This is a genomic window from Aeromicrobium sp. 50.2.37 (genome assembly GCF_024655735.1).
Taxonomy (GTDB): Bacteria; Actinomycetota; Actinomycetes; order Propionibacteriales; family Nocardioidaceae; genus Aeromicrobium.
Genome location: NZ_JANLGG010000031.1, coordinates 22971 through 34907 on the forward strand (window position 1 = coordinate 22971; position 11937 = coordinate 34907).

The 11937-nt window shown below is 73.1% G+C and carries 16 protein-coding genes; 13 read left to right on the forward strand and 3 right to left on the reverse strand.

Annotated elements, in window-relative coordinates:
- Genes NUV38_RS14795 through NUV38_RS14835 form a run of 9 tightly spaced genes read left to right on the forward strand, consistent with a single transcriptional unit; the run spans position 1 to position 7364 of the window.
- Complete coding sequence (locus tag NUV38_RS14795) at positions 1 to 846, forward strand: carbon-nitrogen hydrolase family protein (protein WP_257729854.1); 846 nt, start codon at positions 1 to 3, stop codon at positions 844 to 846.
- Entirely contained in the window at positions 846 to 1946 is a 1101-nt protein-coding gene (locus NUV38_RS14800; protein ID WP_257729855.1) for an MSMEG_0565 family glycosyltransferase, read from the forward strand. Before NUV38_RS14795 ends, NUV38_RS14800 begins: the two co-directional genes overlap by 1 nt.
- Positions 1943 to 3391 carry an AMP-binding protein gene (locus NUV38_RS14805; RefSeq protein WP_257729856.1) on the forward strand — a complete coding sequence of 483 codons (1449 nt, stop codon included), beginning with the start codon at positions 1943 to 1945 and terminating at the stop codon, positions 3389 to 3391. Before NUV38_RS14800 ends, NUV38_RS14805 begins: the two co-directional genes overlap by 4 nt.
- 56 nt (positions 3392 to 3447) lie before the next feature.
- Positions 3448 to 4674 (forward strand): endonuclease/exonuclease/phosphatase family protein, encoded by a 1227-nt coding sequence (locus NUV38_RS14810; protein ID WP_257729857.1) that lies wholly within the window; start codon positions 3448 to 3450, stop codon positions 4672 to 4674.
- Between the two features lie 51 nt (positions 4675 to 4725).
- Complete coding sequence (locus tag NUV38_RS14815; protein ID WP_257729858.1) at positions 4726 to 5163, forward strand: MarR family winged helix-turn-helix transcriptional regulator; 438 nt, start codon at positions 4726 to 4728, stop codon at positions 5161 to 5163.
- 4 nt (positions 5164 to 5167) lie between these two features.
- A complete protein-coding gene (locus NUV38_RS14820) occupies positions 5168 to 5518 on the forward strand; it encodes a YnfA family protein (protein ID WP_257729859.1) in 351 nt (116 codons plus the stop codon).
- A gap of 42 nt (positions 5519 to 5560) precedes the next feature.
- On the forward strand, positions 5561 to 6334 hold the full coding sequence (locus NUV38_RS14825; RefSeq protein ID WP_257729860.1) for an inositol monophosphatase family protein: 774 nt from the start codon (positions 5561 to 5563) through the stop codon (positions 6332 to 6334).
- A complete protein-coding gene (locus NUV38_RS14830) occupies positions 6331 to 6939 on the forward strand; it encodes a TIGR00730 family Rossman fold protein (RefSeq protein ID WP_257729861.1) in 609 nt (202 codons plus the stop codon). Before NUV38_RS14825 ends, NUV38_RS14830 begins: the two co-directional genes overlap by 4 nt.
- Positions 6936 to 7364: an NUDIX domain-containing protein gene (locus tag NUV38_RS14835; RefSeq protein ID WP_257729862.1), complete on the forward strand. Its 429-nt coding sequence runs from the start codon at positions 6936 to 6938 to the stop codon at positions 7362 to 7364. Before NUV38_RS14830 ends, NUV38_RS14835 begins: the two co-directional genes overlap by 4 nt.
- Positions 7365 to 7375: 11 nt before the next feature.
- Here NUV38_RS14835 and NUV38_RS14840 read toward each other — a convergent pair whose 3' ends face one another.
- Positions 7376 to 7744, reverse strand: coding sequence for an RNA-binding S4 domain-containing protein (locus NUV38_RS14840; protein ID WP_055968376.1), 369 nt, complete (start codon positions 7742 to 7744; stop codon positions 7376 to 7378).
- Positions 7745 to 7825: 81 nt separating this feature from the next.
- Between NUV38_RS14840 and NUV38_RS14845 the strand changes: the two genes are divergently transcribed.
- Together NUV38_RS14845 and NUV38_RS14850 are read left to right on the forward strand one after the other, a co-directional pair.
- Positions 7826 to 8053, forward strand: coding sequence for an RNA-binding S4 domain-containing protein (locus NUV38_RS14845; protein WP_374627350.1), 228 nt, complete (start codon positions 7826 to 7828; stop codon positions 8051 to 8053).
- A complete protein-coding gene (locus tag NUV38_RS14850; protein ID WP_257729864.1) occupies positions 8050 to 8862 on the forward strand; it encodes a spermidine synthase in 813 nt (270 codons plus the stop codon). Before NUV38_RS14845 ends, NUV38_RS14850 begins: the two co-directional genes overlap by 4 nt.
- A 15-nt stretch (positions 8863 to 8877) precedes the next feature.
- Here NUV38_RS14850 and NUV38_RS14855 read toward each other — a convergent pair whose 3' ends face one another.
- Entirely contained in the window at positions 8878 to 9297 is a 420-nt protein-coding gene (locus tag NUV38_RS14855) for a hypothetical protein (protein WP_257729865.1), read from the reverse strand.
- 10 nt (positions 9298 to 9307) lie between these two features.
- Positions 9308 to 10519 (reverse strand): ornithine--oxo-acid transaminase, encoded by a 1212-nt coding sequence (gene rocD / locus NUV38_RS14860; RefSeq protein ID WP_056578464.1) that lies wholly within the window; start codon positions 10517 to 10519, stop codon positions 9308 to 9310.
- A gap of 58 nt (positions 10520 to 10577) precedes the next feature.
- Here rocD and NUV38_RS14865 point away from each other — a divergent pair, with 58 nt between their 5' ends.
- Both NUV38_RS14865 and NUV38_RS14870 read left to right on the forward strand, forming a co-directional pair.
- On the forward strand, positions 10578 to 11084 hold the full coding sequence (locus NUV38_RS14865) for a hypothetical protein (protein WP_257729866.1): 507 nt from the start codon (positions 10578 to 10580) through the stop codon (positions 11082 to 11084).
- Between the two features lie 58 nt (positions 11085 to 11142).
- The gene (locus tag NUV38_RS14870; protein WP_257729867.1) at positions 11143 to 11862 is read left to right on the forward strand and encodes a YcnI family protein; all 720 of its coding nucleotides are present in this window, start codon (positions 11143 to 11145) and stop codon (positions 11860 to 11862) included.
- Positions 11863 to 11937: the final 75 nt, after the last annotated feature.

Here is an 11937-nt window from a genome sequence, read left to right on the forward strand (position 1 = left end):
GTGCGGATCGCCGCGGTCGCCGCCCACTTCGGGCGGGACCTCGACCGAGGACTCGAGAAGATGCAGCGCATCGTCGACGACGCCCGGGCGAGCGGTGTGGAGCTGCTCGTGTTCCCCGACGCCACGCTGGGCGGCTACCTCACCGACCTGCGGCACCCGTCGGCCGACGCGATGCCGCCCGCGCTGCGTGAGGACGCGTGGCAGATCGCTCGCGTCGTCGAGATGGCGGGCGACATGGTGGTCTGCTTCGGGTACACCGAGGAGGCGACCGTGGACGAGGAGGTCGTCCACCACAACGCTGCGCTCTGCGTGACCGGGGACGGGGTGCTCGGGCGTCACCGCAAGGTGCACCAGCCCGCGGGCGAGGCGCTGGCCTACCGCGCGGGTGGGACGTTCCGGGCGTTCGACACCCCGCTCGGTCGGCTCGGCATGGTGATCGACTACGACAAGACGTTTCCCGAGTCGGCCCGGTCGCTGGCCCTCGACGGCGCCGACGTCGTCGCATGCCTCTCGGCGTGGCCGGCGAGCATCACCGACCGGGCGTCCCGTCTGCCGCAGGACCGTCAGTCGCGGCTGTTCGACCTCTACGACAGCGCTCGCGCCGCCGAGAACCAGGTCGTGTGGGTCTCCTCCAACCAGACGGGCGTCATGGGAGGTCTCCGGTTCCTGGGGCAGGCCAAGGTCGTCGGGCCGGGAGGCGACGTGCTGGCCCGCACCTGGTCCAAGGGCGCCCTGGCGGTCGCGGAGGTCGACGTCGAGCGGGAGATCGCGCGCTCTCGTCGCATCCTCCACCACCTCGAGGAGCTGACACCCAGCAGCTACGTCGTCGAACGGCGGGGACGCTGATGCGCGTCGCCCTGCTGACCTACTCGACCAAGCCCCGCGGGGGCGTCGTGCACACTCTCGCCCTGGCCGAGGCCCTGGCCCGCCAGGGCTGCGACGTCGACGTCTGGACCTTGGCGCGCGGTGGTGACCGGACCTTCTTCCGCCCCGTCGACCCGGCCGTCGGGATCCACGCCGTCCCCTTCCCGGAGGTTCCGGCGGAGAGCGTCGGGGCCCGCATCGTGCGCTCGATCGACACGCTGGCCGCTGCGCTCGCCGACGTCTCGTACGACGTCGTCCACGCGCAGGACTGCATCAGCGCGAACGCGGTGCTCGCCGCCGGGCTGCCCTGCCTGCGCACGATCCACCACCTCGACACCTTCACCACGCCCGAGCTGGTGGCCTGCCACGACCGGGCCGTCGTCGAGCCGACCGGGCACGTGTGCGTGTCGGAGACGGTGGCGATGGAGGTCGCGACGCAGTTCGGCGTGCACCCCGTGGTCATCCCCAACGGCGTCGACGCGGCACGCTTCGCCCGTGCGGCCGAGCCGGAGGGCGCCGAGTCGCGACGTCGCTGGCAGGCCGAGCTCGGACCGTACGTCCTCGCGCTCGGCGGCATCGAGCCCCGCAAGGGCAGCATCGACCTGCTGGAGGCCTTCGCGCTGATCCGCCGGCGACGCCCCGAGGTGCGACTCGTGTTCGCCGGCGGCGAGACGTTGTTCGACTACCGCGACTACCGTGCGGCGTTCGATCGGAGGGCCGCCGCCCTGTCCGTGGAACCGACGATGCTCGGCGTGGTCGACGACGATGCCCTTCCGTCGCTGGTGGCCGGTGCGGCGGCCATGGCCTTCGTGTCCACCAAGGAAGGCTTCGGCCTCGCGGCCATGGAGGCGCTCGCGGCCGGCTTGCCGGTCGTCGCCCGGGACCTGCCGGTGCTGAGGGAGGTCTTCGGCGACGCCGTCGTCTACGCCTCCGACCTCATGGGCATCGCCGGGTCGCTCGCCACGGTGCTGGAGACCCCTCCCGACGCAGAGGTGGGACGTGCCCTCGCCCGGGCGTCGACGTGGGAGGCGGCCGCTGCGGCGCACCTTGACCTCTACGAACGGAGCGCGGTGCGGGCATGAGCATGAGCATCGCCCGTGCGCTCGAGGTGCTGGCGCTGCAGGAACCGGGTGCCGTGGCCGTCCGTCACGGGGCCGTCACGACGACGCGGCGTCAGCTCGACCTCGACACCAACCGACTGGCGCGCGCCTGGTCCGGAACGGTCGGCCAGGACGACCTGGTCACCATCAGCCTGCCGAACGGGCTCGACTTCGTGCGGGCCTGCGTCGCCGCGTGGAAGCTCGGCGCCACGCCGCAGCCGTTGTCGACCACGATCGGGGCGGAGGAGCGCGACCGTGTCCTCGAGCTGGCCCGGCCGGCGCTCGTGGTCGACCGCCCGATCGGCGTCGCGGAGGGCGACGGGACCCCTCTGCCGGACCGGGTCGCGACGTCCTGGAAGGCTCCGGCCACGAGCGGCAGCACCGGTCGTCCGAAGCTGGTGCGCGCCGCTGCGCCGGGCACCGTCGATCCGCACGGCCCGATCGCCGACTTCGTGCCACGGGACGCCGTGCAGCTGGTCGCCGGGCCTCTCACCCATGCAGCCCCCTTCGTCTACGCGATGCGGGGCCTGATGACGGGTCACGAGCTGGTGCTCATGTCGGGCTTCGAGCCGGATGCGTGGCTCTCCCTGGTCGCGGAGCACCGGGTGACGTGGGGGATGCTCGTCCCGACGATGATGCACCGCATCCACCGGCTGGGTCCGGAACGTCTGGAGACGGCGGACGTCTCGTCCCTGGAGGCCGTCCTGCACCTCGGTGCGCGGTGCGCGCCGTGGCTGAAGCGCGCATGGATCGACTGGCTGGGACCCGATCGGGTCGTGGAGGTCTACGCCGGGACGGAGTCCCAGGGCCTCGCGATGATCACCGGGCGGGAGTGGCTGGACCACCCGGGATCGGTCGGTCGAGGCTGCGGCGGCTCACGATTCCGCGTGGTCCGGCAGGACGGCGCGGACTGTGCTCCCGGCGAGGTCGGCGAGATCGTCATGCGCAGGGACGCGCCGACCTACTCCTACGTGGGGGAGACGCCGAGGGTCCGCGACGGGTGGCACACCCTGGGCGACAGCGGCCACCTCGACGGCGACGGCTACCTCTACGTCGGCGACCGGTTGGACGACGTCATCGTGACGGCCGGGGGACCGGTGCATCCCGCCGACGTGGAGCAGGTGCTGGACGCCCACCCCGAGGTCCGCGGGTCGGTGGTCGTCCCGCGGGACGACGAGGACCGTGGCCAGGTCGTCCACGCGGTCGTCGAGACCACGGCCGGAGTGGAGGAGCTTCTGGCGTGGATCTCGGGCCGCCTGGACCGCGGGAAGCACCCCCGCTCCTGGGAGCTCGTCCGGGGTCCGCTGCGCCCTGACACCGGCAAGGTGCGGCGTCGCGACTGGCGGCCACGCGACGGGAGGAGGGACGACCCGTACCGGACCGCGGGATGTGACGAAAGTCCTGCGATCGAAGGGACCATCGCCTAGGCTCGCACCGACGTCGTGCTGGGAGGCACTGGGAGAGGCGTCACAGGGAGATCATCGTGTGGAGTCGTGTCAGCGCTGCCGTCGTGGGAGCCGTGCTCGTGGTCGGACTGTTCGGCGCACCCGCCGAGGCGGCCGCCAAGCCGTCGAAGGTCGGGCTCATCACCTTCACGGGTGCGAGCCTCAGCGGGACCAAGGCGTCGCTCTCGCTGCGCTGGCCCGCGGCCCGCAACGCCAGGTCGTACGAGCTGTTCCTCTCCACGTCCTACAGCGGCGTGATGAAGGCCAAGGTCCACAAGCGCACGAGCAAGACCTCGATCACCCTGACCGGACTGAAGCGAGGTGCGACGTACTTCGTCACCGTGCGTGGCGTGAACGGCTCGAAGAAGGGGACCAGGGCCTCCCGCGTGGGACGGACGACGATCGCCTCGCAGGGCTCAGGAGCGCGGGCCAGCCGCAGCGTCACGACGTGGAACCTCTGCACGGAGAAGTCGGGCTGCACCTCCGGCGGCGGAGCCTGGTCGCGTCGTCAGGCCGCCTTCCAGGCCTTCGTGAAGGCACGCAAGCCGTCCGTGCTCGCCCTGCAGGAGTCCAAGGTGCTCGCGTCGGGGCGTCCGACCGCCGTCCCGGGCTACACCCGGGCCGCCTACTACTCGAGCAAGTCCCTCTTCCTCAACCCCGCGATCTACGGCGTCGTCACCAAGGGCGACACCACGCGCGAGCAGCTCGACGGGACCGTGCGCGAGTGCCGCGAGGCCGACGACGGACGCTACGGCTGCCTGGACCTCGGCGGCGGCAAGTACGCCGTGTGGGCCGAGGTCGAGGACCTGGCGACGGGTCAGCACGTGATCTACGTGAGCGTGCACCTCACCAGCGGCAAGGGCGACCGTGAGGCGACCGTCCGCCGCACGGAGACCACGAGGCTCGTCGACGCAGTCCGGCAGATCAACCCCGAAGGCCTGCAGGTCGTGCTGGCCGGCGACTGGAACAGCCATCGGAACCGGTCCAACGACTGGCAGGCCTCGGTGCTCCGCTCGGCCGGCTACCGCGACGCGTACGACCTCGCACGCAGCGTGGGCCGTCAGCACCACAACAGCTACAACGACTGGAAGACCACCCCGACCACGTCGGTCACCTGGGGCGACCACGTCGACAAGGTGTGGGTCGTGCCCGGCCGGACCGTCGTGACCCGCTGGGAGAACGCCGCCCCGATGTCGGGGAGCCGCTACGCGGCGCCGCTGGTCTCCGACCACAACCCGGTGCTCGTGCGGCTCTCGCTCGACTGACGACGGCTCGCGCCGGCACACAATGCATCGCGCACGATGTATCCTGACGCGATGAGCGATCCCACGGTGTCCGACCTGCTCTGCTTCGACCTGTACTCCACCTCGCGCCAGATGACGGCTGCCTATCGGCCCATCCTGGACGAGCACCACCTGACGTACCCCCAGTACCTGGTCCTGCTGGCGCTGTGGGAGCGGGACGGACAGAGCGTCAAGGACCTGGCGGCGCGACTGCACCTCGACTACGGCACGCTGTCGCCGCTGGTGAAGCGGCTGGAGGCCCACGGACGTGTGGTGCGTGCGCGCAACCCCGCCGACGAGCGGTCCACCCTCGTCACCCTCACCGAGGAGGGCGCCGCGCTGAGGCCCCTCGCGGCGCGCATCTACGCCCACGGTGCCGAGATCCTCGACATGAGCGAGGCCGACCTCGTGACGTTGCGGCGGCTCGTCGGGACCGTGCGCGAACGTCTGGGCGCAGCCGCGGAGGCCTGAGCCCATGGACCTCGAGCGTGTCGACCTCGTCCGGTCCGTCGTCCTCTTCGTCCTGGCGGCCGTCGCCGAGATCGGCGGAGCGTGGCTGGTCTGGCAGGGCGTCCGCGAGAACCGCGGCCTGCTGTGGATCGGCGCCGGCTTCGTCGCGCTCGGCGTCTACGGCCTGGTGGCGACCCTGCAGCCCGATGCGAACTTCGGGCGGATCCTCGCCGCGTACGGCGGCGTGTTCGTGGCCGGCTCGCTGCTGTGGGGCATGGTCGTCGACGGCTTCCGGCCCGACCGCTGGGACGTGATCGGTGCGACCGTCTGTCTCGTGGGGGTCGCGGTGATCATGTACGCACCCCGCGAAGGCTGACCCGCGGCGCGTCCGGGCGTCCCCGGGCGGCAGGATGGTCGCGTGAGTGAACTCGCCGCCGATGCAGACCTCGCCGTCAGGCTCGTCACGGAGGCCGCCGCACTGGCCGCCCGGATGCGGGCGGGCTCCGACCTCGACGTCCGCAGCAAGACCTCCGTCTCCGACGTCGTCACGGCGGCCGACCACGCCGCCGAGGCGCTCGTCGTCGAGGCCCTGCGGGCGGAGCGGCCGGACGACGGCCTGCTGGGTGAGGAGGGCACGGACGAGACCGGTTCGTCCGGCCGTCGCTGGGTGATCGATCCCGTGGACGGCACCTACAACTTCGCCAGCGGATCGGACTACTGGTGCTCCGCCGTCGCGCTCGTCGACGGGGACGAGCTGCTCCTCGGGGCGGTGGCCCACGCGCGGGACGGGGTGCTCGTCGGAGGTCCCGGGACGCCCACCACCTGGAACGGTCAGGAGGTCGGACCCGTGGCCGACGACGACGTGCGCCTGGTCGGCGCGGCCACCTACCTGCACCCGGGCAACGTGGCCGACGCGCACGTGCGCGATCCGTTCCTGCGCGCCGCGGCGCTCCCGGCCACCCTGCGCATGCACGGCTCGGGGTCGATGGACCTCGTCGGCGTGGTCACCGGACGACTCGGTGCCTGGTTCCAGCACAGCACCCCCGCGTGGGACTGGCTGCCCGGCGCCGCGCTCGTCAGGGGAGCCGGTGGCGTGGCCGAGCAGGTCGAGGTCGACGGGCTCACCTGGTCGGTGGCAGGTGGGCGCCGGAGCGTGACCGCCCTGCGAGACGCGCTGGAGGCGGCGACGTGACGGCCGGGGCCGGCGCGGTGCGAGCCGTCGCGGTGTTCTGCGGGTCCAGCCTCGGATCGGACGCGGCGTACGGCGACGCGGCCGCCCAGGTGGGCCGCACGCTCGCCGAGCGCGACATCACGGTGGTGTACGGCGGTGGGCGCGTGGGACTCATGGGGGTCGTGGCCGACGCCGCCCTGTCCGCCGGTGGCCGGGTGGTCGGCGTCATCCCGCAGTCGCTGCACGCGCGAGAGCTCGCCCACACGGGCGTCACCGAGCTGCACGTCGTCGAGACGATGCACGAGCGCAAGCTGCGGATGTCCGAGCTGGCCGACGCGTTCCTCGCCCTTCCCGGCGGCGCCGGCACGCTCGAGGAGATCGCCGAGCAGTGGACGTGGGCCCAGCTCACCATCCACGCGAAGCGGTGCGGCTTCCTCGACGTCAACGGCTTCTGGTCCCCGATCCGCCTGATGCTCGACCGGATGGTCGCCGAGGGCTTCGTCCGCCCGGAGCAGCAGGACATCGTCGACGTCGACGAGGACCTCGAGCGGCTGCTCGCCCGCCTCGCCGATCCGCCGGGCTGGACCGACAAGTGGGGCGGCGTCCTGCCGACCCCGGCGCCGTGAGCGGCCTGGCCCCGTCACCGCCCGACCGACCCGTGATCGAGGTGGTGGCAGCGCTCGTGACCGGGCCCGACGGTCGCACGCTGCTGGTGCGCAAGCGGGGCACCAGCCTCTTCATGAACCCGGGTGGCAAGCCCGAGCCGGGGGAGTCGCACGTCACGGCTCTCTGCCGCGAGCTGGCGGAGGAGCTGGGACTCGTCGTCGCCGCCGGCGACCTCGTCCGCCTCGACACGATCCGCACCGCCGCGGCCAACGAGCCCGGGCACGACCTCGTCGCGCACTGCTTCACGCTGCGTCTGGCCGATCCTCGGCACGCTGCGGCCGCGGAGATCGAGGAGGCGCGGTGGGTGGACCCCGCCGACCCCGACGTCGCGCTCGCGCCCTTGGCGTCGGACCATCTCCTGCCGTGGCTGGTCCGGGGGCTCTGAGCCGGTCGGGCTCACCGGCCGCGGAAGCGGTCCATCTCGCGGCGTTCACGCTTGGTCGGGCGCCCGGCCCCTCGCTCACGTCGGGGCATCACGAGGCGTTCCTCGCGGGGCGGCGGAGGAGGCGAGTGGTCGGTGTAGCACTCGACGGCGACGGCCGCCCCGACCCGCTTGAGCAGCACCCTGCGGACCACCACGACGCGGGGACCGCCGGGCGTGGTGGCCTCGACGCGGTCGCCGACGTGCACGGCCTGCGACGGCTTGGCGCGCTTGCCGTTGACGTGCACCTGGCCGCCCTTGCAGGCGGTCGTGGCAGCCGACCGCGAGCCGAACAGCCGCACCGACCACACCCACACGTCGGCGCGCACGCTCGTCGGCTCCACCCGTCCAGCGTAGATCCCGGGATCTAGGCTGGTGCCATGACACGACCCGACGAGGCGGAGACCATCGAGATCACCGGTGAGATGATCCGGCTCGGGCAGCTGCTCAAGTTCGCCGACGTCGCCGAGTCGGGCGCCCAGGCCGGTGAGCTGGTCGCCTCGGGCGACGTGCGCGTCGACGGCGAGGTCGAGACGCGGCGGGGACGTCAGCTCACCGCCGGGTCGGTCGTCACCATCGCCACGCCCCAGGGAGCCCGTGTCCTGCGCGTGGAGGTGGGGTCACCGGACTCCGACGTCGACGTCCCCTGGTGAGCCGCACCGTCGAGGTCGTCCGCGATCGCGACCGACCAGGTGCCGCGACCGTGCGCGTGGACGGCACGGAGCAGTCGTACGTCGACCTGGACGACCCCACCCGCCTGGAGTTCGACTACGTGCGCCGCATGGCCGACGTCGTCGACACGTCGTGGCCGGCCGGCGAGCAGGTGCGGTCGCTGCACGTCGGGGGAGCGGGCATGACGCTCGCGCGCTACGTGGTCGCCACCCGGCCCCGCTCGCGCCAGCTGGTCCTCGAGCCCGACGCCGCCCTCACCGAGCTGGTGCGCCGCGAGCTGCCGCTTCCCGAGCGCAGCGGCATCCGCGTGCGGCCGCAGGACGGCCGCACCGGCGTGGCCAGCCTGCGCGACGAGGCGTACGACCTGGTGGTGGTCGACGCCTTCGACGGCGCCCGCGTGCCCGCCGACCTGGTGACCCGCGAGTGGTACGCCGACGTCGCGCGCGTGGCGGGACCCGGCGGGATCGTCCTGCTGAACCTCGCCGACCGGGCACCGTTCGGCTTCGTGCGCAACGCGCTGCGGGCGATCGAGACGTCGCTCCCGCACCTGCTCGTGAGCGCCGAGCCGGCCACCCTGAAGGGGCGACGCCACGGCAACGTGCTCGTCGTCGCGTCCCGGTCCCCGGTCGATCCGGGTCCGCTCTCGCGCCGCGCGGCCAGCTCGCCGTTCCCCTACCGGGTCCTCGACACCGCGCAGGTCCGGGACAGGCTCGCCGGGGGAGAGGCCTTCACGGACGAGCGCTCCGAGCCCTCACCCGCACCGCCCGGCGGGGCCACGTTCTTCTCCTGACGCCTCGACCAGTCCTCAGGCGAGCCGCTCGCGCCACGCGGCGGGATCGCCCACCTGGAAGGCGGCGGCGTCGCCGAGGCCCTCGCGCTCCCACGTCACCACCAGCAGGTCCTGGCCGGACGAGCGGCCCATGAACGTCCGCGAGACGGACGCGGACGTGACCGTGTCCCGCGGGACCACCACGTCGCGGCCGGCCACGAGGGTGACGAACGCCAGGTGCTCGGGCCCGAGGAGCAGCGAGCCGATGCCACGGACCTGGGTCTGCCGGTCCGACGCCACGGCGAAGAGGACGGCCTGCTCCGCGTGCTCGGGGCGGAGCTCGGCCACCCGGCGCCGGTGCTGGCGGCGCAGGCGGACCACGCGGACGACGGCCGCCGCGACCAGCAGCAGGACGAGACCCGCCACCAGCCCGAGCACCGTCAGCAGGACGTCCATGCCGGCCCGCTCAGGCCTTGAGCGCGCGCTCGAGCGCGTCGACCGCGTGGTCGATCTCGTCGCGCGTGATGACCAGCGGGGGAGCGATGCGCAGGGTCCGCTCGTGCGTCTCCTTGCACAGCACGCCCTCGTCGCGCAGCGCCATGGACACCTCACGCCCGGTCTTGGCCATCGGGTCGATGTCGACCCCGGCCCAGAGGCCGCGGCCGCGGACCTCGGCGACGCCCTGGCCGACGAGGGCCTGCAGGCGGTCGTGCAGGTGCCGACCGAGGTCGGCGGAACGCTCCTGGAACTCCCCGGACGCGAGCAGCTGCACGACGGCACGCCCGACGGCGCACGCCACCGGGTAGCCGCCGAAGGTCGAGCCGTGCTGGCCGGGCTTGAGCACCCCGAGGACGTCGGCGCGGCCCACCACGGCCGAGACCGGGATGATCCCCCCGCCGAGCGCCTTGCCGAGCGTGTAGAGGTCGGCGCGGACGTCCTCGTGGTCCAGCGCGAACAGGCGCCCGGTGCGGGCCAGGCCCGACTGGATCTCGTCGGCGATCAGCAGCACCTGGTTCTCGGTGCACGCCTCGCGGACGTCGGCCCAGAAGCCCTCGGGCGGGACCACGACGCCGGCCTCGCCCTGGATCGGCTCCATGAGCACGGCGGCCGTGTTCGGGCCGATCGCGTCACGCACCGCCTGGGCGTCGCCGTAGGGCACCGTGACGAAGCCGGGGGTGAAGGGACCGTAGTTGTCGTGCGCGGCCGGGTCGTCGGAGAACGAGACGATCGTGGTGGTGCGACCGTGGAAGTTGTTCGTGGCCACGATGATCTCGGCGGCGTCGAAGGCCACCCCCTTGACCTCGTACGCCCACTTGCGGGCCACCTTGATGGCCGACTCCACCGCTTCGGCGCCCGTGTTCATGGTGAGCACCATCTCGGTGCCGGTGAGCTCGGCGAGCTCGCGGCAGAACGCCCCGAACTGGTCGTTGTGGAAGGCCCGCGAGGTGAGGGTGAGCCGGTCGATCTGCTCGTGCGCGGCCCGGACGAGGTCGGGGTGGCGGTGACCGAAGTTGAGAGCCGAGTAGCCGGACAGGAAGTCGAGGTAGCGCGTGCCCTCGACGTCGGTGACCCAGGCGCCCTCGGCCTCGGCGATCACGACGGGCAGCGGGTGGTAGTTGTGCGCCCCCCACTGGTCGTCGAGCGCGATGATCCCTGCGGTGGTCTGCGTGTCGGACATGGCCACCACGGTAACGGCCGCCGCCAGGTCGCCCATGCCCCTGGCCTAGGGTCGTGCCGTGTCGATGATGCCCACCGTCAGCCCCCGGGGCGCCGCCGTGCGTGCGCTCCGGTCGGTGCTGGTGGGCCTGACCGTCGCCCTGTGCGGCGCCACGGCCCACGTGGGCGCCGGGGGACAGGTCGGGGCAGGAGCCCTCCTCGCGGTCGCGGTCGTCGCCTCGGCGACCACCGCGCTCCTGGCCGGCCGGCGGATCACGACCGGTCAGCTCGTCGGTCTCCTGGCGCTGGGCCAGGTGGGCCTGCACGTGCTCGGGTCGGGGTCGGGTCCGCACGACGCCTCGATGGTCCTCACGCACGTGGTCGTCACGGGCCTCAGCCTGCTGGCGCTGCGCCACGCCGAGGACCTGTGGTGGCGTCTGGCCGACGCCGTCGGCGACGTGCTGGAAGTCCCGCAGGTCGTGCCCGTGCCTGCCGTCGACCACGTCGTCCGGGTGACGACGGCCGTCCACCGCGGTCGTCGGGTGGTCCGGTCGGTCAGGAGTCGCGCGCCGCCCTCGGCGGCGTGACCGACCCGACCGTCCTGCACCACCCGTTCCTGCACCACCCGGAGGTTCCCTCATGTCCATGCACCACTCTCGTCTGCCTGCGCGGCTGACCGCCGCTCCGCTCCTGACCGCCGCAGCCGTCCTCGCCCTCGCGGGACCGGCCTCGGCCCACGTGTCCGTCTCCTCGCCCGACGCCGCGCGCGAGGGGTACGGCAAGGTCGTGTTCCGCGTCCCCACCGAGTCCGACACGGCCGACACCACGAAGCTCGTCGTCACCCTCCCCGCCGACACCCCGTTCCTCCACCTCACCGCGCAGCCGAAGCCGGGGTGGAAGGTCTCCATGCAGGAGGGCCCGCTGCCCGAGCCCGTGGAGGTCGACGGCACCGAGATCACCGAGGCCGTCCGCACCGTCACCTGGACCGCGGAGGGTGACGGCATCGCGCCCGGTGAGTTCGACGAGTTCGCCCTCTCCGGCGGCCCCTTCCCCGACGCCGAGTCGGTCCGGTTCGCCGCCGAGCAGACGTACGACGACGGCGAGGTCGTCGACTGGGACCAGGTGCAGCAGGGCGACGAGGAGCCCGAGAAGCCCGCACCGACCCTCACCCTCCTCGCGGCCTCCGCCGACGGCCACGGCTCCGGCGCCCACGGGGCGGCGGGTGCAGACACCGACGAGGCCTCGAGCGCGAGCGACGACCAGGCAGGCTCCGACACCCTGAGCAGGGTGCTCTCCGGCGCAGCGCTCGCCGTCGCCGCGCTCGCCCTGCTGGGTGTCGTGCGGCAGGATCGACGCCGTGCGTAGATCCGTCGGTCCCGTCCTCGCGGTGGTCGTCGCGGCCCTGGTGGTCGCGGCGCCCCTGCCGGCGAGCGCGCACGC